The 26,138-nt window shown below is 30.8% G+C and carries 17 protein-coding genes and 1 other annotated feature; of the genes, 5 read left to right on the forward strand and 12 right to left on the reverse strand.

The genetic code is table 11. The annotated features are described in order from the left end of the window. Positions 1–64: 64 nt before the first annotated feature. The 4 genes from RR409_RS17970 to RR409_RS17985 all read right to left on the reverse strand — a co-directional run bounded on the left by RR409_RS17970 (position 65) and on the right by RR409_RS17985 (position 7,470). Positions 65–424 carry a DUF1292 domain-containing protein gene (locus tag RR409_RS17970; RefSeq protein WP_332559151.1) on the reverse strand — a complete coding sequence of 120 codons (360 nt, stop codon included), beginning with the start codon at positions 422–424 and terminating at the stop codon, positions 65–67. 501 nt (positions 425–925) lie between these two features. Next, entirely contained in the window at positions 926–4,441 is a 3,516-nt protein-coding gene (gene nifJ, locus RR409_RS17975) for a pyruvate:ferredoxin (flavodoxin) oxidoreductase (RefSeq protein WP_332559152.1), read from the reverse strand. 239 nt (positions 4,442–4,680) lie between these two features. Beyond that, on the reverse strand, positions 4,681–6,066 hold the full coding sequence (locus RR409_RS17980) for an MBL fold metallo-hydrolase (RefSeq protein WP_332559153.1): 1,386 nt from the start codon (positions 6,064–6,066) through the stop codon (positions 4,681–4,683). A 321-nt stretch (positions 6,067–6,387) separates the two neighbouring features. Next, the gene (locus RR409_RS17985) at positions 6,388–7,470 is read right to left on the reverse strand and encodes an undecaprenyldiphospho-muramoylpentapeptide beta-N-acetylglucosaminyltransferase (RefSeq protein WP_332559154.1); all 1,083 of its coding nucleotides are present in this window, start codon (positions 7,468–7,470) and stop codon (positions 6,388–6,390) included. A 783-nt stretch (positions 7,471–8,253) separates the two neighbouring features. On the opposite strand from RR409_RS17985, the gene RR409_RS17990 reads away from it, so the two are divergent. Together RR409_RS17990 and RR409_RS17995 are read left to right on the forward strand one after the other, a co-directional pair. After that, positions 8,254–8,448 (forward strand): alpha/beta-type small acid-soluble spore protein, encoded by a 195-nt coding sequence (locus RR409_RS17990; protein ID WP_332559155.1) that lies wholly within the window; start codon positions 8,254–8,256, stop codon positions 8,446–8,448. Between the two features lie 96 nt (positions 8,449–8,544). Continuing rightward, a complete protein-coding gene (locus RR409_RS17995; protein WP_332559156.1) occupies positions 8,545–8,736 on the forward strand; it encodes an alpha/beta-type small acid-soluble spore protein in 192 nt (63 codons plus the stop codon). Between the two features lie 212 nt (positions 8,737–8,948). Here the strand turns inward: RR409_RS17995 and RR409_RS18000 are convergent, their stop codons facing one another. The 7 genes from RR409_RS18000 to mnmH all read right to left on the reverse strand — a co-directional run bounded on the left by RR409_RS18000 (position 8,949) and on the right by mnmH (position 21,167). Continuing rightward, on the reverse strand, positions 8,949–9,119 hold the full coding sequence (locus RR409_RS18000; RefSeq protein ID WP_332559157.1) for a hypothetical protein: 171 nt from the start codon (positions 9,117–9,119) through the stop codon (positions 8,949–8,951). A 103-nt stretch (positions 9,120–9,222) separates the two neighbouring features. Continuing rightward, the gene (recJ, locus tag RR409_RS18005) at positions 9,223–10,992 is read right to left on the reverse strand and encodes a single-stranded-DNA-specific exonuclease RecJ (RefSeq protein WP_332559158.1); all 1,770 of its coding nucleotides are present in this window, start codon (positions 10,990–10,992) and stop codon (positions 9,223–9,225) included. A 533-nt stretch (positions 10,993–11,525) separates the two neighbouring features. Further along, positions 11,526–13,046 carry a lysine--tRNA ligase gene (gene lysS / locus RR409_RS18010; RefSeq protein ID WP_332559159.1) on the reverse strand — a complete coding sequence of 507 codons (1,521 nt, stop codon included), beginning with the start codon at positions 13,044–13,046 and terminating at the stop codon, positions 11,526–11,528. Between the two features lie 137 nt (positions 13,047–13,183). Next, positions 13,184–13,442 (reverse strand) — a binding site (T-box leader). Between the two features lie 75 nt (positions 13,443–13,517). Continuing rightward, the gene (locus RR409_RS18015; protein ID WP_332559160.1) at positions 13,518–14,831 is read right to left on the reverse strand and encodes a pitrilysin family protein; all 1,314 of its coding nucleotides are present in this window, start codon (positions 14,829–14,831) and stop codon (positions 13,518–13,520) included. Positions 14,832–14,848: 17 nt separating this feature from the next. Next, positions 14,849–17,764, reverse strand: a complete 2,916-nt coding sequence (locus tag RR409_RS18020; RefSeq protein WP_332559161.1) for a DNA topoisomerase IV subunit A — start codon at positions 17,762–17,764, stop codon at positions 14,849–14,851. 11 nt (positions 17,765–17,775) lie between these two features. Next, entirely contained in the window at positions 17,776–19,737 is a 1,962-nt protein-coding gene (locus tag RR409_RS18025) for a DNA topoisomerase IV subunit B (RefSeq protein ID WP_332559162.1), read from the reverse strand. 368 nt (positions 19,738–20,105) lie between these two features. Next, positions 20,106–21,167 carry a tRNA 2-selenouridine(34) synthase MnmH gene (gene mnmH, locus RR409_RS18030; protein WP_332559163.1) on the reverse strand — a complete coding sequence of 354 codons (1,062 nt, stop codon included), beginning with the start codon at positions 21,165–21,167 and terminating at the stop codon, positions 20,106–20,108. A 575-nt stretch (positions 21,168–21,742) separates the two neighbouring features. Here mnmH and RR409_RS18035 point away from each other — a divergent pair. Continuing rightward, positions 21,743–23,563: a DNA mismatch repair protein gene (locus RR409_RS18035; protein WP_332559164.1), complete on the forward strand. Its 1,821-nt coding sequence runs from the start codon at positions 21,743–21,745 to the stop codon at positions 23,561–23,563. A gap of 156 nt (positions 23,564–23,719) precedes the next feature. Here RR409_RS18035 and RR409_RS18040 read toward each other — a convergent pair whose 3' ends face one another. Then, on the reverse strand, positions 23,720–24,688 hold the full coding sequence (locus RR409_RS18040) for a D-glycerate dehydrogenase (RefSeq protein WP_332559165.1): 969 nt from the start codon (positions 24,686–24,688) through the stop codon (positions 23,720–23,722). Between the two features lie 401 nt (positions 24,689–25,089). Between RR409_RS18040 and RR409_RS18045 the strand changes: the two genes are divergently transcribed. Then, entirely contained in the window at positions 25,090–25,539 is a 450-nt protein-coding gene (locus RR409_RS18045) for a MarR family transcriptional regulator (protein WP_332559166.1), read from the forward strand. Positions 25,540–25,815: 276 nt separating this feature from the next. Next, on the forward strand, positions 25,816–25,968 hold the full coding sequence (locus RR409_RS18050) for a lmo0937 family membrane protein (protein WP_332559167.1): 153 nt from the start codon (positions 25,816–25,818) through the stop codon (positions 25,966–25,968). The last annotated feature ends 170 nt before the right edge of the window (positions 25,969–26,138 follow it).

The raw sequence follows: 26,138 nt of genomic DNA on the forward strand, positions 1-26,138 counted from the left end.
TATTATTATTTAATAGAAAAGAGTCGCTGCAATACAACGACTCTTAGTGAAAAGACTTAAACATTTATTTTGCTTCAGCTTCACTTTCAATTAACTGCTCATAATAAGCTCTTGCAGCATCATATTCTTCATCTTCTGGAACAACAAGTTCTCCAACTTCATCGTCACCAACAACTTTAAATAAATATATTGAACCATCTTCTGGATTTTGTACTAAAGCATATTCATTTTCTTCAAAAAGGAATCCATCCACTATTTCACATTGAATAGTGTTGCCATTTTCGTCTTCTAAATCAACTATTAACGCTTCATGATCATGGTCATCACAACCGCAGCCACATCCACAATCTCCTTCTCCATGATGATGTTCATGCTCATGAGTTTCATTTCCGCCACAGCAACAACCGTTTTTATTTTCTTCCATAATAACTACCTCCTTAAGTTGTATGTTATAATTGTACCCTTAATATTATGATATTAAAAGTGTTTTTATATTATATTTTGGTAAAATTTATAGAAATTTTTATTAAAACCTCTATTTTTTTCAAATATATGGGATTTTTTATTTTAACTTTCCTTATTTTTCAATTCTTTTGTTCTTGCAAGCTTATTATTTGAAAATTCTTTTAAAATAATTCTATTTTTTATTTATATAGATATTAATAAAAAACTTATATAAATAGATAACACTTCTACAATAGAAAAATACATGTTAATTAATTTTGCAATAAAAAAACTATATTAATTGACAACTCTTTTTTGCAATTTGTTCAATATAGTTACCTTAAGGTATCTTTATAATGTATGAATAATTTCCAAGCTTATATTATGATGATTTCCAAGAATTTTATTGATGAAAACTGCCAAAGTCTAGCATTATTACATACATAAAAGAGGTAGCCTAAGCTACCTCTTTTAATTACTATTATTGAGCTGCAAGTTTTCTGTAAGATTCTAATCTATCCATAGCATCTTTTTCTGTTTTTTCAAACAATGCTTCTGCAGCTTCAGGGAATACTTTTGCTAGAGATGCATATCTAACTTCTCCTAATAAGTAATCTCTAAATGAAGCAGTTGGAGCTTTAGAATCTAATGAGAATGGGTTCTTTCCTTGCTCTTTAAGTTCTGGATTAAATCTGTACATTGCCCAGTATCCAGACTCAACAGCTCTCTTAGCTTCTAATTGAGTACATCCCATACCATTTTTAATTCCATGGTTAATACATGGAGCGTATGCAATGATTAATGATGGTCCTTTGTAAGCTTCCGCTTCTCTTATAGCTTTAAGAGTTTGGTTTTGATCAGCTCCCATTGATATTTGAGCTACATAAACATATCCATAGCTCATTGCCATCATTCCAAGGTCTTTCTTCTTAGTTTGTTTACCAGCAGCAGCAAACTTAGCTATAGCTGCAGTTGGAGTAGATTTTGAAGACTGTCCACCAGTGTTTGAGTAAACTTCTGTATCCATAACTAATACATTTACGTCTTCTCCACTAGCTAGAACGTGGTCTAATCCACCGTATCCGATGTCGTAAGCCCAACCGTCTCCACCAAATATCCATTGTGATCTCTTAACAAAGTAATCTTTGTTTTTGTAGATTTCAGTTAAAGTTGCAGAGTTAGCTTTTGCCTCTTCAAGTAATGGTAATACCACTTTAGATGCAGCTTTTGAGCCCTCTCCACTTTCTTTGTTTTCTAACCAAGTAGTAAATGCAGCTTTTAATTCTTCATTTACGCCTTCAGTTATAGCTGTTTCTACTAATAATGCAAGTTTATCTCTTAATTGAGCTACTCCAAGGTACATACCTAAGCCAAATTCAGCATTATCTTCGAATAATGAGTTAGCCCAAGCTGGTCCTTGTCCACATTCATTTTTAGTGTATGGAGTTGCAGGTGCACTTGCTCCCCAGATTGATGAACAACCTGTTGCGTTTGCTATCATCATTCTATCTCCAAATAATTGAGTTATAAGTTTTGCATATGGAGTTTCTCCACAACCTGCGCAAGCACCTGAGAACTCTAAAAGTGGAGTCTCAAATTGGCTTCCTTTTACTGAAGAAACATTCATTGGATTTTCTCTCTTAGGTAATGTTAAGCTGAATTCCCAATTTGGTATTTCATTTCTTTGAGTGTCTAATGGCTTCATTACTAAAGCTTTTTGTTTAGCTGGACATACTTGAGCACAGTTTCCGCAACCTGTACAATCTTGAACTGAAACTCCAATATGGAATCTTAAGCCTTCGAAAGCTTTTCCACCTTTTGCAGCTTGGTGAACTAAACCTTCTGGTGCATTTTTGTAATCTTCTTCTGTTCCAATGAATGGTCTTATTACAGCATGTGGACACACATAAGAACATTGATTACATTGGATACAGTTTTCTGGTTGCCATTCAGGTACAGTTACAGCTATTTCTCTCTTTTCAAAAGCTGCAGTTCCGTGCTCGAATGTACCATCTTCTATTCCTAGGAAAGCACTTACTGGAAGGCTATTTCCTTCTTGTCTATTCATTACTTCTACGATATTTTCAATGAATTCTGGTTTTGCTTTTTTAACTTCTAAGTTTTCATCTGTTGCAGTTTTCCAGCTTTCAGGAATTTCAACTTTAACTACTGAGTTAATTCCTGCATCTATTGCAGCATGGTTCATTGCTACTATCTTCTCACCTTTTTTACCATAAGAAGTTACAACTGCATCTTTTAGGTATTTAACTGCATCTTCTACTGGAATTATATCAGCAAGTTTGAAGAAGGCTGATTGACAAACCATGTTTATTCTTCCACCAAGACCAGCTTCATTTGCAATCTTAACAGCATCTATTGTGTAGAAGTTTATATTGTGGTTAGCAATATACTGCTTCATTTTAGCTGGTAAGTTTTTCTCTAATTCTTCTGCATTCCACATACAGTTTAATAGGAATGTACCATTATCTTTTATACCTGATAAAACATCATACTTGTAAATATATGATTGATTATGACATCCTATATAGTTAGCATGATTAATTAGGTATGGTGCTTTTATAGCTTTCTTACCAAATCTTAAGTGAGAAACTGTTATTCCACCTGATTTCTTAGAGTCATAATCAAAGTATGCTTGAGCATACATGTTTGTATGATCTCCGATGATTTTTATAGCACTCTTATTAGCTCCAACAGTACCATCTGAACCTAATCCCCAGAATTTGCATTCTATTGTACCTTCAGGTGTAGTTTGGATTGTTCTTGTTACTTTTAATGATGTATTTGTAACGTCATCTTCAATACCAATAGTGAATCCATTTTTAAGTGAAGCTTCTTTTAAGTGATCAAACACAGTAACTATTTGTGATGGAGTTGTATCTTTTGATCCAAGTCCATATCTTCCACCTATAATAACTGGTCTTTCTTCTCTGTCATAATAAGCATTTCTTATATCTTGGTATAATGGTTCTCCTGCTGAACCTGGCTCTTTAGTTCTATCTAATACAGCAATTTTCTTAACAGTTGCTGGTATGTGTTTAAAGAAGTGTTCAAGTGAGAATGGTCTAAATAAGTGTATTTTTAATAATCCTACTTTTTCTCCATTAGCAGTTAAGTAATCTATAGTGTCTTCAATAGTATCACAAACTGATCCCATTGCAACTATAACTCTATCTGCATCTGGTGCACCATAATAGTTGAATAGGTGATAGTCAGTACCTATTTCTTTATTGATCATATCCATGTACTTTTCTACTACTTCCGGAATTGCATTGTAGAATGGGTTTGATGCTTCTCTTGCTTGGAAGTATATGTCTGGGTTTTGAGCTGTTCCTCTAGTTACAGGATGCTCTGGGCTTAAAGCATTATTTCTAAATCTTTCTAAAGCTTCTTTATTTAAAAACTTACCTAGTGTTTCATAGTCCCACGCTTGTATTTTTTGAGTTTCATGAGAAGTTCTGAATCCATCAAAGAAGTTAAGGAATGGAATTCTTCCTTCGATTGCTGCTAAGTGCGCTACTGGAGCAAGGTCCATAACCTCTTGTACACTATTAGTTGCTAAAAGTGCAAATCCAGTTTGTCTAGCTGCCATTACGTCTTGATGATCTCCAAATATTGATAATGCTTGAGCTGCTAATGCTCTAGCACTTACATGTAAAACTCCTGGAAGTAACTCTCCAGCCATTTTGTACATGTTAGGTATCATTAGTAATAGACCTTGAGAAGCTGTAAAAGTTGTAGTTAATGCTCCTGCTTGAAGGGAACCGTGAACTGCTCCTGCTGCTCCAGCCTCTGATTGCATCTCCATCATTTTTACAGTTTGTCCAAAAATATTCTTTCTTCCTTGCGCTGCCCACTCATCACAGTGTTCAGCCATTGGCGATGATGGTGTTATTGGATATATAGCGGCAACATCAGTGTAGGCATAGGCTACGTGTGCTGCAGCGGTATTTCCATCCATAGTTTTCATTTTTCTCATTTGCAAGCAACCTTCTTTCTTTAAATCTTATACTCACTTATGTGAGTTATTAAATTGTGAAAACAGTAACAACTTTTAGAATATTACCCGTAATTGCAATTGTATTTATGTAAACTTTAACTTTTTGATGTTGTCAAAGTTTAACATAACATACAATTAAAATTATAACTCAAAAATTTTAAATTTCAACCCTAAATTAACATTTTAAGCGCAACACTTTGTGAAGTTTTTAATTATTCTTACAAATTAAATTCTTCATTTTTCCTTGGAATCACGGAATTATAGCCAATTGAACTTATTTCTCTATTGAAAGATTTTATATTATCACTTTCACCATGCACCAAAAATACCCGGGAAGGCTTGTATTTAAAACCTTTTAACCAGTTTAACAATACCACTTTATCTCCATGACCAGATAAACCTTCTAAGTTATAAATTTTTGCTTTTACAGAAATTTCTTCCCCTAATATTTTTACTTCTTTTTCTCTATTTAATATTTTTCTTCCCAAGGTTCCCTCAGCTTGATATCCAACAAAAACAACTGAGCATTCCTCTTTCCATAAATTATGTTTTAAATGGTGTACAACTCTCCCACCTTCACACATTCCGCTAGCTGCAATGATAATTATTCCATTAACCCCATTTAAGGCCATAGAGTCTTCTGCAGTCTCAGTAAAATAAAGTCCTTTAAATTCTAAAGGATTATCACCATCTTTGATTAATTCCCTTGCTTCTCTATCAAAATAATCTTCATAACTCTTAAAAACTTCAGTGGTTTTGCTTGCTAGAGGGCTATCAATGTATACCTTACACTCTGGAATTTCCCCTTTTTCTATATATTTATTTAATACATATATAACCTCTTGTGTTCTTCCTACTGAAAATGATGGAATTATCACGTTTCCACCTACTTTGAAGGTATCTTTTATTATTTGTATTAACTCATCTAAGTTCTCCTGAACATTTTTATGTTCCTTGTTTCCATAAGTTGTCTCCATTATTACAAAATCCCCTTGGGAAATAGTAGCCGGATCTTTTAGTATTGGCAGATTTATATTTCCAATATCCCCACTATATACCAACTTTCTTACACCTTTTTCCAAGTCATTGACTAAAATTTCACATATAGCAGAACCTAAAAGATGTCCTGCATCTCTAAAAATTAATTTTAAATCTGAAAATAGTGTAATTTCTTCATCATAATTGTATCCTTCAAAATTTTTCAAACTAAGCTCTGCATCTTTTATGTGATACAAGGGCTCTAAGAGATCTAACCCCTTTCTAGCTCGTTTTCTATTCTTCCACTCCACTTCATTAGTTAATATATGGGCACAATCAAGTAGCATACTACTACATAAATCCTTTGTACCATTTGTGCATAAGACCTTACCTTTAAAACCTTTCTTAAAAAGTAATGGAATTCTGCCACTATGGTCCATATGTGCATGGGATAAAATCACTATATCAATATCTTCTGGATTAAATTCAAAATTATCATTTTCATTAGTTTTTCCATCTCCACCTTGGTATAGGCCACAATCAAGCATAATATTATGATTATTCACTGTTACTAGATGACAAGAACCCGTTACGCACTCTGCACCACCTAAAAATTTAATCTTCAACAGTCACTCAACTCCTCTTCATTGCATTTACTCTTCGTATTTTTTATTTTCATATAAATTAATTACTAAATAAAAAAATTTTGTATCTGCTTTTATGAAAATCACTTTCTATTAGTACTATCCAAATTAGCAAACTTTTATTATCAAACTACCGATAGAAATCTTTTAAAAACATCTAGTGAGTATGCTATGCCATTTTGATTCATGCTATGTCAACAGGTTCTTTGTGGGTGCAAGCTTCATTGTTGATATTAAATATCAGGAGAAGTCTTAACTTGTTATTTTGCTTAGATGTCTTAAGTAAAAAAACATAGAGAAAAGTTACTTTTCTCTATGTTTTCTACTTTGTTCTATTATATTAATTATTTTTTCTATACTATTTTTAACTTCACTTTTATTCATGAACTTTAAATATTTTTCTTTTTCATTGTAGAGTGTTTTTAGCTTTTCATCTAATATTATTGGATTTAAATCTTCTTCTTGAAGCACCATGCTAAATCCTTGTTTTTCAAAGGATTCTGCATTTAAAATTTGATCACCTCGACTAGCTTTTGCTGATAGAGGTACTAATAGAGTTGGCTTTTTAAGCGCTAGAAGTTCAAAAATCAAGTTAGCTCCAGCTCTAGATATCACTACATCCGCCGCTGCCATTAAGTGTGGTAATTCATCTTTAACGTAGTCAAATTGAGCATATCCATTTTTATTTTTTAAAGCAGAATCTAAATTGCCCTTTCCGCAAACATGAATTACATTAAACATTTTTAAAAGTTCATTAAGAGCTTCTCTAACCACATTATTAATGGCTCTTGAACCTAAGCTGCCTCCAATTATTAATATAATAGGTTTTTCATCTTTAAATCCAGCAATATCTTTCCCTCTTATTTTACTTCCTTCTAAAAGTTCTTTTCTAATAGGAGAACCTGTGAATACTGCCTTTTTTCTATTTACATGATTTAATGCCTCTGGAAATGTTACACAAATTTTTGTGCAATAAGGCATTGAAATTTTATTCGCTAAACCAGGAGTAATATCTGACTCATGGATTATTACTGGAATCTTATTTAAAAAAGCTCCTAGAACAACAGGCACAGAAACAAATCCACCTTTAGAAAAAACTATGTCTGGATTCTCTTCCTTAAGTATTCGCTTTGCATCAAAAACCCCTTTAACAACTTTAAAAGGATCTGTAAAATTTTTTATATCAAAATATCTTCTTAATTTCCCACTAGAAATTATATGATATTTTATATTTTCATCTTCAATAAGCTTTCTTTCAATTCCATTCTCAGTTCCAATATACTGAATTTCGTATCCAAGCTCTTTTAACTTTGGCATTAATGCAATATTTGGTGTCACATGACCTGCAGTTCCTCCGCCAGTCATTATTATTTTCTTGCTATTCAAAATTTGTTACCTCCTAAATAATGAACATTTCATTATATGAAAATCTTACATTAATATTATATACTTAACTTTAATTTAAAGTTACATTACTATATTTTTAAAATTTTATAAACATAAAAAAGCAATGTCAAGTAGTTTACATATGTGCTTTACTCTGCAATGGTACAAACGCACTTCAAAATATTGCAAAAAACAAAGACTAAAATAATAGTACCAAAACAAAAGGAGGCATACAAGGAAATTTTAGTTATTTGAAATAAAATAACAAGGGCCCGAGATAATAATATTTTCTATTCATATATATTTTTCTGCCGCAAGGAAATAGTTATCATTAGTATTTGTACTATCAAAAGCTTTGGTAATGTAATATTCCACGAACACACCATATTATTAATTAGTTACATTCAATGGATGCTTAATGTGAAAAATATGAATATAAATAACCAATGTTGGAATAAATTCTCTCACATATTAAAGAACTTGGTGGACAAAATAATATTACAAACAGCAAAACAAACACAAGTTCAATGAAAACTAAATTAAGAATTATATCTAACGTAGTAAAAAAATCATATTTGAGTGGTTAAATTTTACTAGTTAAAAATTGAGAAGAACTTTAAAATTTCAACTAGTTAATTCTATTACTATAGTTCTCTTAAATAATTAAGATATTCAAATAAATGAGTTAATTTATTGATTATTGATAATTTATTTGTGAGAACACAGTAATATAATTATATATTTAAACCTAAAAAAATCTTAACTAAAAAGGAGGAATTTAATATGTCTAACAGAAGTAATCGAGTATTAGTTCCAGAAGCTAAAGAAGGATTAAACAGATTTAAAATGGAAGCTGCTAAAGAAGTAGGAGTTAATTTAAAAGAAGGATACAATGGAGACTTAACTTCAAGAGAAGCTGGATCAGTTGGCGGACAAATGGTTAAGAAAATGGTTGAATCTTACGAGAGAAATTTATAATTTAAACCCTATACTAGATTCATAAGCAGTAACATTACAAAGTTTCATAGTAAAGTCTTTAATAATTAAACTTTAATTATAAAGGAGGAATTTATTATGTCAAGCAGAAACAGAGTATTAGTTCCAGAAGCTAAAGAAGGACTAAACAGATTCAAAATGGAAGCTGCTAGAGAAGTAGGAGTTAACTTAAAAGAAGGATACAACGGAGACTTAACATCAAGAGAAGCTGGATCAATCGGCGGACAAATGGTTAAGAAAATGGTTGAATCTTACGAAAGAAACCTATAATTTAAAAACTTATATTGGATTTGTATAGATTCTAATCTATACAAATCCATATACAAACTGATTATATAAGTAATATAAATTCACTTATATTACTTAAAGAAATAAGCTAGCAAGGATATCACTCTTGCTAGCTTTACTATTAAAATTATATATGTGGATATACCTATCCTAACTTTAAGTTTACTGAATATTAAATTACCTAGAAATTTAATTTACCCTAATGGGTTGCGCATATCCTTTACATTTTCTATTGATTTTTCACTTAGTTTATTACAATGTTTGTTTTCCTCAAATTCATTATTAACACCTAAAAAGCTTTGAATATTTTGTAAAGCTTCTATGGATTTTTCAAGATTTTCTCTTGGATTTCTTGATAATGACATATAATATTCCTCCTAACACACTATAAGTTTAGTTTTATTATGTGTCATTCTTCTATTAATATGCCTTGCTAAACCATTATTTAATATAATACCATATCAAATACTATTTCAAGATTCTAATATCTTTTAATTTTAACTGTAAGTTTCTATGTCCATTAAACTCATTGATATCCGGTTCAAATAGTAAATCCATATAAAGATCACTTGGCGCATTTATAAAAATCATATAATTATCACCATAACACTCTTCTAATAAAGTTCTAGTGTACTCTCCCTTATTAAAATATACACCTTCTATGGTTTTAGCAGTGCTAGGAATATAGAACAGTATTTTTACATGCTGATTTTCACTTCCCAAAAATTTAATTTGCTTAATTTTAATGTTTTTTGCCATAAGTACTGGTGTTGGGTTTCCCTTTCCAAAAGGAGAAAGAGTTTTAAATTCCTTAACAACTTGTTCGTTCACATATTGAAGTGATAATTGAGAATCTACAAAAACCTTTGGAACTAAATCCTCTTTAGTTAGTATACAATTTTCATTAAGTTGATTTCTAAACTCATCAATTTTACATTCATCAATTGAAAGTCCTGCTGCCATAGGATGCCCACCAAACTTAAATAATAAATCTTTACATTTTAATATCTCTTCGAACATATTATATCCATCAATAGATCTTCCTGAACCCTTTGGTCTTTCTTTACCTTCTGTAAGAATGATGGTAGGCACATTGTATTTTTCTCTTATCCTTCCTGCCACTATACCTGCAATACTTTCATGCATATCTTTTTTATAAACTACTAAAACCTTATGATTTTTTAAAGAAGAACTTTCTATAATTTCACACACAGCTTCCACATTACTATTAGTTAAATCTTGTCTTTCTTTATTAAGTCTATAAATTTCTGATGCAATACTCTTTGCTTCGCTTTCATCTTGAGAAAGTAATAAATCTACAGATAAGTTTGCTGTTTGAAGTCTTCCTGTAGCATTAATACAAGGTCCTATATTAAATCCTACGTGATAGCAACTCACAGCATCTTTTATACCTATAACTTCTTTAAGTGCTTTGATTCCTTTATTTTCAGAGTGGGTCAAGATTTTAAGAGCTTCTTTTGCTATGATTCTATTTTCATCCATTAAGTCTACAACATCGCAAATAGTTCCTATCCCTGCAAATTCTAAAAGTTTAAATACTTCGGCTTCCTTTATACCCATAATGCTATACAGGGCTGTTGCAAATTTAAATGCTATACCAGCACCACACAAAGACTTAAAAGGATAATTACAATCCGGTCTTTTAGGATTAATAATTGCATCTGCTTCAGGCATTATAACGCTTCTACCATAATCTTCTTCAGTAAAAGGAAGTTCATGGTGGTCAGTGACTACAATCTTCATTCCAAGTTCCTTTACTCTTCTTACTTCGTTCACTGCCGAAATTCCATTGTCACAGGTTAATATCAAATTACAATTATCCTTTGACAACTCCTCTATTCTATCTAGGTTCATTCCGTAACCTTCCTGCTCTCTATCAGGAATATAATAATCCACATTAGCACCACATGTAGTGAGTGCCTTATATAAAATTACAGTACTAGTAACACCATCAGCATCGTAATCCCCATATATAACTATTTTTTCATTATTATTTATTGACTTTTTTACTATTTCAACGCCTTTGTCCATATCCTTCATAAGAAAAGGATTATGTAGTTCCATAAGGTTGGAATCTAGAAACTTTTTTATTTTTTCCTCAGTGTTTATTCCTCTATTATATAATACTCTTAGAGTTATTGGACTTATTTTAGTTGTTGCACATAATTGCTTTAACATTTCCATTGAGCATGGTCTTTCATTCCATATTGCTTTCATTTTATCACCTACTAATTTCCTTTTCCCATTTTGTAAAATAAGGTTCCTACTCTAGAGAATAAAAATCAACACTTAACTTAAATATGATTCAACATTGATTCCCATTAAATCTTTCGCAATAATTAAATTAGATTTTTATGAAGGAAACCTATAACTAAAGTAAAATTCATTACTTATACAATATTAATAATATCACTAAAAAAGAATTCTTGCAGAAATTTAAGACTTATTAATAAAATATAAGTGTTAAATTCCCCTTTATAGATAAAATCCCTGGGTGTTCTATGATAACTTATTTTGTGCACTATTGTGATTTCTCCACAACAACACCTTTTAATATATCGTGTAAAATCTATTAAACTTGCCAACCTATTTTTGCCTAATAGTAGTTAGATACAATTTAAAATACATGCGACCCCATATGCAGATTCTGCATATGGGGTCAGTTTTAGCTTTTGCGTCAAATAAATTGTATTTTTTAAAAAATTTATATTTTTAATTAATATTATATTATATTTTTAGCCTTTGTATATCTACCTTTTTACTAGTGGAAAAGCTATAACATCTTTAATTGAACTTGCACCTGTTAAAAACATTATCATTCTATCTATGCCTATTCCTAACCCTCCTGCAGGTGGCATGCCAACATCGATAGCTACTGCAAATTCTTCATCCATAGGGCTTGCAGTTTCAAGTCCTGCTCTTAGTTTATCAGCTTGTTCATGAAGTAATACCCTTTGTCTAAGTGGGTCATTTAGTTCAGAGTATGCATTTCCTAGTTCAACTCCAAAGGCATATGGTTCAAACCTTTCAATTAATTCGACATTGGTTCTGTGGACCTTACATAGTGGCGAAGACTCAATTGGAAAGTCTATTACAAAAGTAGGTTCTAGGAGCTTAGACTCACAGTATTCTTCAAATAATGTCATAATCAACTCACCTTTCGATGCTTCTTCCAGATTTAATCCTTCACTAATTGCCTCTATTAGTAGTTCTTTTTCTTTAATAAGATTAATAATTTCTTCCCTTTTTAGCCATTCTACATCTATTTTCGTTTCCTCTTTCACAAGATCACACATTCTTTCTCTTTTCCATGGAGCTTTAAAATCTATTTCCATGCCATCATACACTGCTTTAGTTGAATTATTTACATGATTAAATACGTGTTCATAAATATTTTCCATAAGTCTCATCATATCATTATAGTCTGCATAAGCCATATAACATTCAAAAAGAGAAAACTCAGGATAGTGTGTTCTATCAATGCCTTCGTTTCTAAATGATCTTCCTAATGTGTATACTCTTTCAATTCCTCCAACCATTAATCTCTTTAAATATAGCTCTGGGGAAACATTCATAAATACTTCTGAATTTAGAGCATTTACATTAGTGATAAAAGGCTTTGCTTCTCCTCCACCATATTTAGTATCAAGTATTGGAGTTTCCATCTCCATAAATCCCATGCTATTCATATATTCTCTAAGAGCATACATAGCTTTTGAACGTTTTATAAATCTCTCTTTAACCTCTTCATTCATTATCATATCTAGCGATCTATGTCTTTGTCTTAAGTCCATATCTTGTATGCCATGATATTTCTCTGGTAATGGTCTTATAGATTTTGATAATATTGTAACCTTTTCTGCTTTAATAGTAATTTCATCTGTTTTTGTTTTAAATACAGTACCTTCAACTCCAATAATATCTCCTGTATCCAAAAATTTTATAATTTCATATTCTTCTTTTCCTAAAGTACCTTCCTGTAGGTATATTTGAATATTACCTTCTTGATCTTGAATATTTAAAAAAGTTACCTTTCCCATTCTTCTTTGGAGCATTATCCTACCTGCTAAAATAAAAGCTTGTTCATTTTGGATATTATCAAAGTTTTCTAAAATAAATTTTGAATGAGTAATACCTTCAAAAGAATAAGGATATGGATTTATATTTCTATCAATTAATTCATTTAATTTCTTAATTCTTTCCACCATGAATTCATTTGCATCCTCCATGATATTGGTTAAATCTTCAATATTAGTTAAATTTCTGTACATAATGATACCACCTTTACATTTTAATTGTCATTTCCATCAATTTGCCCTTAATAACTTTTCAACATATAAAACTAATGCCAAGTTATTGATTTACTCATTTTTTACAAATAAAAAAACTCTCACCCCCAAGACAATGTCTTGGGGACGAGAGTTATTAACTTCGTGGTACCACCCCAGTTTATTAATATGTCACCATATCAACCTTTTCAAGTACGGCTTTAAAAAAAGATTATACTCTAGCTCTATCACGGGAGCTCCCGTCACATCATCCCCTTCAATAGGTTCAATGCACAACTCCGAGGCTTTTTTCAAAAGATAGTTTTTCGCTCCTTCTCAGCATCGGAAGCTCTCTGTACAAAAATCACATCTCTCTACTCTTCTCTTCATAGTCTTTAATAATTTAATTTATTGTAATACGAATATTGTTTAATGTCAATATATGATAATTAAAATATTATGTGCTTTATACAATTACTTATCCATAGGAATAATCAACTGTACTGCAGGATTTACTAAAACTTTACTAACTACCCCTAGAAGTTCTTCTTCAGTGACATCTTTAATTAACTCAAATTCATTAAAGAGAAGATCACTGTTTTTATACATTATTTCGTAAACTGCCATATTCATAGATAATACAATGGATTTTTCCAGAGTTAATGTTCTTTTAAGTTTTTGTGACTTTACAAATTTATTAATATTCTTTAGGGAAAATAGTTTAGTTTCCTTATTTACTTCATTAATTTTTTCATCAATTATCCTTAATACATCTTCTACATTTTCTTTAGACGTCCCTAAGGTTATTGTATACAGTTTTATTTCCTTTTCATTCTTAATCTTACCAGATACATCATATACTAGACCTTTATTAGTTCTTATTTCATCATATAAAATAGAGCTTGTTCCTTCCCCAAAAGCTTCATTAAATATTCTTAAAAGAGCTATCTCTCTTTCGGAAAGCTGGTGTATAGGAAAGATATATTGAATTTTGGCTCCATTAATATTTGAAATTTCCTTTATAAATTTCTTAGATATAACGTCTTCATAAAGTGGTGTAATTTTATTTGTCAGATTGGTATTAATCTCAGATTCTGATACAAATCTATTTTCACTATGAAGTTTATCTACTAGTTTAAATTGCTCTTGTGCCTTAATTTCATTTGTTCCCCAAGAATTAAACTGTTTTTCAACTTCTTTAATTATTTCTTCAAAAGCCAGTGAGGTTACTACCGAAATCACTGTATTACTTGGCATATAATATTTGTTGTAAAAGTTTGTAACATCTTTTGTGGTAAAACTTCTTAATAAATCCTCTGTTCCTATAATGAGCTCTTTAATCCTTCTTTCCTTAAAGGCATTAAAAAACAATATGTCTTCACAGTGTTGAACTAAATCCTCACTCCACTCCTTTAGTTCTTCAATAATTACATTTATTTCTTCCTTAAATCCTAGCTCACTGAATGTTGGGTTTATAATTATATCACTATAAACCTCAAGGGCTGTTTGAAAATCCTCATTTAAACAAGTTCCATAATACACTACGTAGGGATAATTGGTCATAGCATTATGAAATCCAAAGACTTCATCACAAATATTGTTAATCTCTCTCTCTGTTTTGGATTTTGTTCCCTTAAAAACCATATGCTCTACTACATGTGCAAGTCCAAATTCCCTGTGACTTTCCACATTTGCCCCTGCTTCTAGTCCTAAGGTAAAGGATGTAATGCTTCCTGGGATTCTTTCATATATTATTTTCATTCCATTTTTCAATACAGTTTTTTTCATGAAAACAGCTCTACTTTCTATGACAAGTCAACTTTTTCTATTTCATCATCATTTACAAATATCATTATATTTTTTCCTCTTCCAGCTCTATTTTGCACTGGAATTGATTCTACCTCTAAAGATTTTTCACCACCACTTACTGTAACAAAATTTAATGTACCTTCATATTTATCAACACACAGATCTTTTAGAGAATCTGAGGTCACAACTCCACCTCTTATTAAAGTTCCAAAAACTACTTCATCGTCATCCTTTAAGCTTATTCCCGTAACTCCTGATGCATTCCTTCCCATAGGATTTACACTGTTACTAGAAAATCTAATGCACATAGCTTTTTTAGATACAACTACTACGTCACTTTCCTTTTCTTCTAATTTTACTGAAATCACCCTATCTTCCTCACTTTTTAACTTGCAGGCAGTTCCAAAATAAAATTCTCCACTAAATTCATCGCAACAAGTTTTTTTCACCATACCCTTTGCTGTAATAAAATAGAGGTGTTCTGTTTCCCTATAATTTACTAATGAAATCATGCTAATTATAGAATCTTCTTTACTATAACCTTCTAAAATTTCTCTAATATCTAAACCTTTTTTATCTATATTTTGAATCATAAATGCCTTTATCTTATGAACATTTCCTTTGGATGTAAATAATAATAAATCACTAGTAGAGGTAGCAATAGTGATTAAGTTTTCTTTACTTTTTCTATTACTACATCTTAGTATTCCTTTTTCATTTAAAGTAACATAGAATTCTTTATAGGAAAATTCTTCAGTATATTGAACTTTCACCACTTCATCCTCTGCATTAAGCCTAAATAACTGACTCCCTGCTATTGTTCTATCAACAGCTTCTAATTGCGGTTCTTCAACAGTGAAATTCAAATCTTTTTTAGTCCAAATATTAATGAATTTTGCTTCCCTGCTACTTTCAATTAACTCAACACTAACAAGTGTTTCATTTTCTTTTAACTTCATAGCTACAATCTTACTATAATTTGTATAAAACTTATTAAGTTCTGTTTTTTTAATTGTTCCCTTTGAAGTGAAAAATAATATCTCCCTTGTTAGCTGAAAATCATCTATAGAATATGCGGAAATAATACTTTCTTCATTTAAATCCAGCCCTTTGAATAAGGTATCTATTTTTTCTCCTCTTTCTTTCCACTTAAACTCTGGAATAGCGATGCCCTTTCCTTGATACATATTTCCTTTGTTAGTAAAGAAAATAATTGTACTTTTTGTATTAGACTCAAGAAGTAATTTGTTGAAATCGCCTTCCCTATGGTCAATATCCTCTACATCTTGTGATGTCCTATTGAAAGTTTTAAGCGGAGTTCTTTTTATATATCCTTCATTTGAAAGAGTAATCACTACATCTTCTTCCACTATAAGTTCTTCAAGCTCTATTTTAGCCTCACTATCATCTTCCACTATGGCAGTTCTACGTGGATCGTCATAACTTTCCTTAATAACTAGTAATTCTTTTTTAATAACCTTCAAAAGTTCTTTTTCGCTGTCCAAAACTTTTTTAAGTTTCTTAATTAGAATTTCTAAATCCTTATATTCTTTTTGGAAAACATTAATTTCAAGACCTGTTAACCTATAAAGCATCATCTCTAGAATTGCTTCTGCCTGAACCTCTGTAAAACCAAAACTATTTACTAGATTTTCTCCAGCATGTTTTTTTGATTTGGAAGCTCTTATAGTAGCAATTATCTCATCAAGAATATCTATAGCCTTAATAAAGCCTTCTACAATATGAAATCTTCTTTCTGCTATTTCTAATTCTTTCTTAGTCCTTCTTGTTACAATTTCCTTTTGATGTTCCACATAAAAATGAAGCAGTGTTTTAAGTCCCATGGTTCTAGGCTTTCCATCAGCCAGGGCCACCATATTAAAGGATATATTACTTTGAAGCTCTGTTCTTTTAAATAAATATTTTAATACCTTATTCGCACTATCTTCATTAACATTTTTTTTGAATTCTATTACAGCTCTTATTCCATTTCTGTCTGATTCATCTCTTATATCCGCTATACTCTCCAGTGCTTTAGAATGTTTTTTATCAGCAGTCATATCGGATATGTTTTGAAGTAATCTAGCCTTATTCTTCTTGTAAGGAAACTCAGTTATTACTATACCAAGTCTTCCACTTTCTAAAGTTTCTATTTTAGTTTTAGCCCTTAAAGTTACCTTTCCTTCTCCTGTTTCATAGGCAGCAACTAAGGCATTTTTCCCTATGAGTATACCACCTGTGGGAAGGTCTGGTCCCTTTATATGATTCATTAACTCCTTAGTAGTAATCTCTGGATTATCTGCATAAGCAAGTGATGCGTCTATAACCTCTCCTAAATTATGAGGTGGAATATTAGTAGCTAGTCCTACAGCAATACCAAAGGCTCCATTAACCAACAGATTAGGATATCTTGAAGGAAGTACTGAGGGTTCTTTTTCACTTGACGAATAGTTGTCTACCATATCAACTATATCTTTATCAATATCTCTTAGCATTTCCATAGCGATATTAGATAATCTTGCTTCAGTATAACGCATGGCTGCAGCACTATCTCCATCTATACTTCCCCAGTTACCATGTCCATCAATAAGTGGTTTTCTAGTACTAAAGTCTTGAGCTAAAATTACCATGGCATCATACACTGAGGCATCTCCATGGGGATGATATTTACCCAAGATATCTCCTACAATTCTCGCAGATTTGTAGTATGGCTTATCTGGAAAAGCTTTGAGCATATAAGCTCCATATAATATTCTTCTATGAACAGGTTTCATCCCATCTCTCACATCTGGAAGGGCTCTATCCTTTGATACTTCCACAGCATAAGGAAGGTAGTTATCTGGCATAGCTTCATCAATAGAAACATTTATTATATTATTATCTACAGGTATATTATCCTTTTTCTTAGCCATATTTATCCCCCCTAAAACTCAGCGTATTTATACATATAATTTTTTCTTGGTTCTACCACATCTCCCATAAGTAGAGATATCATTTTTTCTGCCTTTGCTGCATCTTCAATGGTTACCCTTTGAAGTGTTCTTGTTTCTGGATTCAAAGTAGTTTGCCAAAGCTGCTCAGGGTTCATTTCTCCAAGTCCCTTATATCTTTGGATAAGAGCACCCTTACCAATTTCCTTTTTAACCTTTTCAAGTTCTTCATCGCTATAAGCATATTGCGCTACCTCTCCATTTTTAGTATTCTTATACACCTTATAAAGTGGAGGTAGTGCTAAAAATAGATGTCCATTTTGTATAAGTGGTCTCATATATCTATATATATAGGTCATCCATAAAGTACGAATATGATACCCATCTACATCTGCATCACTCATAATTATTATTTTTCCATATCTTAATTCATCTTCTTTATAACCATCTAGCACTCCTGTACCAATAGCAGTGTTGAATATTTTAAGTTCCTCACTAGCTAATACATTCTCAAGTTTTTGCTTTTCAGTGTTCATAATTTTTCCTTTAGAAGGCATTATGGTTTGAAATCTTCTATCTCTTGCTTGTTTTGCTGATCCTCCTGCGGAATCTCCTTCCACCACAATAAATTCTGTAAACTCAGGATTCTTTAGTGTGCACACTGCAATTTTACCCGCTAATGGAGCTGTACCGTTTCCTATTTTCTTTCTCTCAGCTTCATTTATCTTCTTAATCTTATCTCTTCTAGCAGCAGCAGACAGTGCATTATTAATTAAAACTGTTGCTAATTCCTTATTATCCTCAATCCATTCACCGAATTTAGTATAACAAAGGTCATTCATCATAGAGTAAGCTTCTACATTACCAAGCTTTGTTTTAGTTTGTCCTTCAAACATAGGATTACTAATTTTTATCTTGACAATAGCTGTCATTCCCTCTCTTAAATCGTCTCCTTCGAATTCCTTGTCCTTTTCCTTTACAAGATTAAGCTTTCTACTCCATTCCTTAAAGGCACGAGTCATACCAGTCTTAAATCCAGTCTCATGAGTTCCTGATTCTGTAGTAGGTATATTATTTACATAACTTGCAATGTTCTCAGTAGTAGAGTCAGTAAACTGTACGCAAATTTCCCCTTGAACCATTATCCCATTTACTTCTCTTTCTCCAATAAATAAAATTGGCTCTTTATGAAGTACTGTTTTGCTCTCATTCAAATAATCAATAAAATCTAAGAGTCCTCTTTCAGAATAGTAGGTTTTTTCTATTTTTTCATCTTTTCTTAAATCTTTTAAAATTAAAGTAATCCCTTTATTTTGAAAAGCTAGTTCTTTAAGTCTTTCATCTATAATATCAAATTTAAAATCTACGCTACCAAAAACTTCACTATCAGGCATAAATGTTACTTTTGTTCCTGTTTTTCTTGTAGTTCCAACAACTTCAAGAGCTGTTACAGGAGTCCCTGGCATTTTTCTTTTTAACTCCTTATCAAAGGCGTGTTCAAACCTTTGTTTAAAAATACTTCCTTTTTGATAAACCTCAACCTCTAACCAAGCAGAAAGTGCATTTACTACTGCTGCACCTACTCCATGAAGTCCTCCAGAAGTCTTATAATTAGAATTATTGAACTTTCCTCCAGTATGAAGTTCTGTATATACCATCTCTACACCTGACTTTTTCTTTATAGGGTGTATTCCTGTTGGTATACCTCTTCCATTGTCAATAATTGTAACGGTTTTATCTTTATTTAAAATGATTTCTGCACTATCACCATATCCATTAGTAAGTTCATCAATAGCATTATCTAAAACTTCCCATATGCAGTGATGAAGCCCCTTACTTCCTGTAGATCCTATGTACATTCCTGGCCTAATTCTAACTGGTTCTAGTTTTTCCAAGGAAGTTAAGTCTGTAACTTCATAGCTCACATTTTTGTTTTCGTTATAATTAACCGGCATATTATTCCTCCCACACATGTTGTTATAACATCCAACTTTAATAATACCTCATGATTTAAGCATATCCTAGTTGATGCATATATAAAATTTAATTAAATCATCCATATTCCCTTTTACTTTAACTACTTTTGGAAGAGTTTTAATTCCTTCAAAAGTTTAATTTTATAAATCTCATGAAGAATATAAGTAACTTATTTTTTCCAAGCTCATTTGAAACCTCACTTAAATAGTTAATTTTTCTCTTCTAAGAATCATCAGAGTTCGTAATCAAAGAGTTACAGATTTTATTTTATAATTATATTGTCAGATAGTAAAGAGAAAAAAATAGAAAAACAGAAACAAATGTTCTGTTTTTCCTTTTTTTTCATTTATTCTTCACAATTATCACATAATTCTTTCGGAATATCCTTATACTTATCTATAAAATCTTCTAAAATTTTTGCTGCAGCTTCTATATTTTCTACCATAATGTTTAAGATGTATTCGTACTTATCAGAACTGTGCATATAAAGTGGGTCATAGTATTTAACCATTAAATCATTAACTACTTCATTATATTGTCCACTCTTCACTAGTTTACAATAATGTTCTATGTTTTTTTCACTTATATGCTTTTTAAGTCTCAGTAAAGCATCGCAAATCTCGTCTTTATGATTTTCATTTTCTGTGTATTCTTTTATAATAAGATCACATCTAAAGTCAATATCCGCATCTACAAATATGTGGATTCCTTCTTTCATTTTGTTATGAATATATTCAGGAATTGAAACTCTGCCTATTCTTTTACTCTCAGCCTCTACAAATACGTACTTACCCTTTACAGCTTTTAATTCTTCATAAATATTTGAATCAAACTGCTTTTGGGATGTAGTTTCCCCAAGCCCCACAGACCCCAAAATTGATCCTCTATGATTTGCACAACCTTCTAAATCAAGTACATCATATCCATGTTCCTTCATTTTCTTGAGAATTTCTGTTTTTCCTACTCCAGTATTCCCATGAAGAACCACATATTCTACCCTATCATTAAGTTTAGGAAGCTCCTCATTTATAAATGCTCTATATCCCTTATATCCATCCTTAATTCTTTCTACTCTTGCACCAAGGGCTCCTAATAGTTCTGAAATAGATCCACTCCTCATTCCTCCGCGAGCGCAAAACAAAACTACCTTGTCATAGTTTTTCTCTAATTCGTGAACCTTATCATATATCCCAGGAAGCTTTTTCGAGACAATTTCTACTCCTAATTTTGTTGCTTTTTCCGTACTTTCTCTAGTGTATATTGTTCCAATGGTAGCTCTTTCCTCATCATCAAATAATGGTATATTAATTGCTCCATTTATAGTTGATTCTTTATATTCTCCTGGACTTCTCACATCCACAATAACATAATTTCCTTTTAGACTTTTATATTCAACGGTATTTGCCATATTTATTCCTCCAGTAGTTGCTGTAAATCTTAAATATAATGTTAATCAATATCAATTTTAATTGATCATCACCCAAAAATAACAGTGAGCATACTAGTTTGTTTTGTGTAATACAGTGTGACAGAATCATTGATAGTAATACTACCATAGAAACAATTTCCTTTAGTGTCACAAGCTTAATTATGAACTCAAAATAGTACTAGATCTTTCCCTTGTTGTTTTAGTTGTGATATTCAATTTAGCATCTTATCACTAGTATTCCAAATTCAAATACATGCTAACTTATTTATTTTATATTCTTATAGACCCTATGTCAAATTTATAGAAATTTACTTTCTTTAATTATTTACATTTTTAAGATATTCTTATACAATTAATGGTAATTTATAAAATATATACTTTGTTTTACTACTCCTAGAGGTACCATTAGATAATTTCTTCTAATATATACTTTTATGATCTTTTAATAGGTAATTTTTGAAGCAACTTTGATGAGTTTCAGCTTCGTAGCATATCAATGAACTAATATAAAATTATGTACCAAAAACAAATAAAAAACATTTAGGAGGCAACTTATGGGTCAATTAGAAAACAAGGAAGCTATGTTTGAGAAGAGAATCCAGACATTTTCTAAAGTGAAAAAGTCAAGAAAACAACTAAGTAATTACTATAGTGGTATGAGACTAATATTTTTTTTACTTTGTACTGTAATTTTCATTTTTTCATATAAGATTATTAATTATTATTTAACTATAGCCTCTATTTTATTGTTTATCACAGGAATTTTGTACATATCTAAGCTCCATTCCGTGGTGAAAAGACATATTTTCAAATTAGATATTCTCATTTACCTTAATAAAGTTCATATTAAAAGAATAAATGGGCAATATGCAGATTTGGATGATGGTATAGATTTAAGGGATGATAACCACCCTTATGCTGTGGATTTAGATATATTAGGTAAAAATTCATTATTTCAAAGAATCTGTTCTTCAATTACTCCTAATGGAAGAATACGGCTTAAGGATGAACTTTGCGGTAACATTGAATTTTCTATTGATACAATTAAAGAAAGACAAATCGCCATTGAAGAATTAAGCACTAACCTCCACTTTTGCCAAAGACTTATAGCTGAAGGTATGATAAAGGATGAGAAATTTAATGATCCAAATCCTTTAATTCAATGGTGTTCCTCAGTAAATGAAAACTTTTTAAAGCCTTTTATAAATCCATTAGTTTATATCATGAGTATCTCAATGGTAATGTCTTTACTATTCCCAATAATTGTTACTGATTTCACTTTTACTTTAGCTAAGATCCTTGGAAGTATAAACATATTATTATTAGTTTATAAAATCAATGAAAGAAACATGATGTTATCACAGATATTTGAATTTAAAAAAGATATTGAAGGCTACTCAAACATGATTTTATACATAGAGAAGGCAAGATTTAAAAGCTCTTATCTATTTACTCTTCAAAAGAAACTTAAAACAGATGATAATAAAAACTTAAGTGAAGGAATTAAGCTTTTAGATAAGATTGTTAGTAAAATTTCAGATAGAAGAAATATATTTTATCTTCCTCTAAATATCCTTTTTCTCTGGGATTACAAACTATGTTATGACTTAGAAACCTTTAAAAAACTATATGGTAATAACATTAAAGCTATGTTGGACATTATAGGTGAATTTGAAGCTCTTATAAGCTTAAGTAATATTAATCGTAACAACACGAATTGGACTACTCCTATTCTTACAAAGGAAGATTTATTAATACGAGCTGTAGATATAGGTCATCCCCTTCTACGAGGAAATGCTGTGTGCAACAGCATAAACATAGATGAAAAAAATAAAATTATACTCATCACTGGTTCTAATATGGCAGGAAAAAGTACCATGTTGCGAACAATAGGAATAAACCTCATATTAGCTTATGTAGGATCTAAAGTAAGCGCCAAAGAGTTTTATTGCAGTAAAATGAAGATTTTTACCTGTATGCGAACTAGTGATAATCTTGAAGAGAGTATTTCTTCTTTTTATGCAGAAATACTAAGAATTAAAGCTCTAATAGATTTAACTAATAAAGGGGAGAAAGTATTTTTCTTATTAGATGAAATCTTTAAGGGTACTAACTCCATTGATAGACACCTTGGAGCAAAAATATTAATTCATCAATTAATAAAAAAGAACACTCTGGGTATGGTATCCACACATGACTTAGAACTTGGGGAGATTTATAATGAAAACTCTTCTATAAAAAACTATCACTTTAAAGAGTACTATAAGGATAATAAAATTTTCTTTGACTATAAGCTTAGAAATGGAGTTAGCGATACAAGGAACGCTTTATATCTGATGAAGATGGCTGGAATCGAAATAGATACTTACGATTAGCAATCATCGATTGTATTAATTCAATAACTTAGAAGGGAAAATTTTCCCCATAACTGAAGTTTGGAAAATAAAATTTCTTAAACATTATAAAAATAAAGTAGCAAGGATACATCCTTGCTACTTTCTATATTTCATTTAACATGTCCTAAATTTCATTTATTTAAAATCTTTTACAAGAGTAGGTGGCACTTCACCCTTTAGGGCTGTTATCATATTTTCTGCTGCTAACATGGCCATCTCTTCACGAGTTTTTGCAGTAGCTGAGCCTATATGCGGTAGTGTCACCACATTATCCATATGTAAAAGCGGATTGTTCACATCTACTGGCTCTTTATAAAACACATCAAGGCCTGCGGCAAAGATTTTCTTCTTATTTAATGCATCGATTAGTGCTTCTTCATTCACAGTTTGCCCTCTAGATGCATTTATAAATATTGCAGTTTCTTTCATCATATCAAATTGTTCATAACTGATAAGTTCTTTTGTTTCTTCTGTTAATGGAGTCATTAATACTATAAAATCTGATCTTTTCAGAACTTCTTCTAATGAACAGTATTTTGCTCCAAGCTCTTTCTCTGCCTGGATTTTTCTTGTTCTATTATAGTATAAAATATCCATTCCAAATCCAAATTTTCCTCTAGCAGCAACAGCCTCTCCTATGTTACCCATGCCTATAATTCCTAGGGTAGTTTCATGAACATCTAACCCAAAGTGCTTTGCATCTATATCCTTATCCCATTTACCTTGTCTAACATATTTATCTAATTCTACAATTCTTCTTGATGTTGACAAAATTAGAGCAAAAATCAAATCCGCTACCGTATCATCTAACACATATGGAGTGTTGGTGCCAATAACTCCTCCTTTTTTCATAGCTTGAATATTAAAATTATCATAGCCTACAGCTAAATTGCTAACAACTTTTAACTTTGGAGCAGCATTTAATAGTTCTTCATCTATTTTATGCCCAAATACTATGAGGCCATCTACATCCTGTATATTTTTTAATAGTTCCTCTCTTGTAATCTTGGAATCACTATCCCACATGGTATAATCACAACTTCTTCCAATATATTCTTGAACTTGTTTGGATACTCTGCTTGATATATATACTTTATGCTTCATTGCGCCCTCCAATTGTATAATATTTTAAGACTATTATACAATATATTTCATTATTTGTTAATTTCATTACCAAATCTTTTGTTTTGTTCCACAATATTTTCATTAATAAACATGTCTATCTCCTATTATGTCTTTTGTCATATAAAATATAGTTGCGTAATACTATATTTTTTTAACATTTCACGTAAATCAAGATTCAACTTTAATTAAATGCACAAAAATATAAACTTATTGTAAAGTTTTATTATTTTTTTCTACAACTTAGTAAAAAGGTTTTATAATATACTTGTGCTGTTAATTTAAGTTTTAAATATATACCTTAATAAACTTCATCATAGCAGCTAATACACTGGATTTTTCAATAATTTTAAAAGAATATTTAGTAATAAGGGGATTAACTTATGGAAGACAAAGATTTAGATTTAGTTATTGATAACATTTTATACATATTACCACTAATTAATAAAAAGCTCATAAGACCCATATTTCAGATGGTAAAGAAAGAAATTCCACCTTATCATTTTCAAATTTTAAACTTTTTATTAGAACAAGAAACAGCTACAATATCAGAAATATCAAGTATTCTATGTGTATCTCGACCAAACACCACACCACTAATAGATAAATTATACCAAGAGGGATTAATACATAGAACACCTAACCCAAAAGATAGAAGAATAATTGATATATCAATTACGGAAAATGGAAGAAGGGTAGCTATAGATAATTTCGAATTATTTAGAGATAAACTCAAATCAAAAATTTCTTCCCTAGAAAAAAACGATATTGACAGTTTTTTCAATTCTTTAGAAAACATAAAGGTTATACTTAATAAAATGGAATCTAACTAACATTTTCATTATAACTTTTCATATTCTGGTTTTAATTTGATCTCAGTTTTGCCTTAGAATTAATAGTACCTAGTTTTATTAAAATCAGTGATTTAACTTATACAAGGATTTCAAAACAATTAGAAATTAGCTGGGATTTAGTATTCTAAAATTAATTTTTAAAAACTTCCTAAAAATAGTAATAATAATTCTATTATTGTAAATACTAGAATTACCCTTATTTTAATTAATTTCACTTTTGCAAAAGGTATAAGGGTAACATAAGGAGGTATGAATATGGGATTTTTAAGATGGCTTGGTGGAATAGTTTTTGCACTATGGTTAATTGGATTTATATTTAACTTTTTTGGAACAGCTATTCATCTTTTATTAATAGCCTCAGTTGTAATTTTCCTAGCTGATCTAATATTCGGAAGAAGAAGAGTATAAAAATAGTGCCAACATTTACTTTAATGTTGGCACATTTTTTATTCTTTTTATTATTTAAATCATTTTTCTAAACCCTAATTAAAACTTTTAGTTTTTCTCTTTAAAAAACGAATTTAATGCTTTTATTGTTATAAAAATTATTGCCATTACTGTAAATATCCCAGCCATAC

The sequence above is a fragment of the Clostridium sp. genome, assembly GCF_036642255.1.
GTDB lineage: Bacteria > Bacillota > Clostridia > Clostridiales > Clostridiaceae > Clostridium_J.

What these genes read in the sequence shown, in the direction of transcription:
- RR409_RS17970 (WP_332559151.1), bottom strand. Translation starts at nt 424, where the DNA reads ATGGAAGAAAATAAAAACGGTTGTTGCTGTGGCGGAAATGAAACTCAT.
- nifJ (WP_332559152.1), bottom strand. Translation starts at nt 4,441, where the DNA reads ATGAGAAAAATGAAAACTATGGATGGAAATACCGCTGCAGCACACGTA.
- RR409_RS17990 (WP_332559155.1), top strand. Translation starts at nt 8,254, where the DNA reads ATGTCTAACAGAAGTAATCGAGTATTAGTTCCAGAAGCTAAAGAAGGA.
- RR409_RS17995 (WP_332559156.1), top strand. Translation starts at nt 8,545, where the DNA reads ATGTCAAGCAGAAACAGAGTATTAGTTCCAGAAGCTAAAGAAGGACTA.
- RR409_RS18000 (WP_332559157.1), bottom strand. Translation starts at nt 9,119, where the DNA reads ATGTCATTATCAAGAAATCCAAGAGAAAATCTTGAAAAATCCATAGAA.
- recJ (WP_332559158.1), bottom strand. Translation starts at nt 10,992, where the DNA reads ATGAAAGCAATATGGAATGAAAGACCATGCTCAATGGAAATGTTAAAG.
- lysS (WP_332559159.1), bottom strand. Translation starts at nt 13,046, where the DNA reads ATGTACAGAAATTTAACTAATATTGAAGATTTAACCAATATCATGGAG.
- RR409_RS18015 (WP_332559160.1), bottom strand. Translation starts at nt 14,831, where the DNA reads ATGAAAAAAACTGTATTGAAAAATGGAATGAAAATAATATATGAAAGA.
- RR409_RS18020 (WP_332559161.1), bottom strand. Translation starts at nt 17,764, where the DNA reads ATGGCTAAGAAAAAGGATAATATACCTGTAGATAATAATATAATAAAT.
- RR409_RS18025 (WP_332559162.1), bottom strand. Translation starts at nt 19,737, where the DNA reads ATGCCGGTTAATTATAACGAAAACAAAAATGTGAGCTATGAAGTTACA.
- mnmH (WP_332559163.1), bottom strand. Translation starts at nt 21,167, where the DNA reads ATGGCAAATACCGTTGAATATAAAAGTCTAAAAGGAAATTATGTTATT.
- RR409_RS18035 (WP_332559164.1), top strand. Translation starts at nt 21,743, where the DNA reads ATGGGTCAATTAGAAAACAAGGAAGCTATGTTTGAGAAGAGAATCCAG.
- RR409_RS18040 (WP_332559165.1), bottom strand. Translation starts at nt 24,688, where the DNA reads ATGAAGCATAAAGTATATATATCAAGCAGAGTATCCAAACAAGTTCAA.
- RR409_RS18045 (WP_332559166.1), top strand. Translation starts at nt 25,090, where the DNA reads ATGGAAGACAAAGATTTAGATTTAGTTATTGATAACATTTTATACATA.
- RR409_RS18050 (WP_332559167.1), top strand. Translation starts at nt 25,816, where the DNA reads ATGGGATTTTTAAGATGGCTTGGTGGAATAGTTTTTGCACTATGGTTA.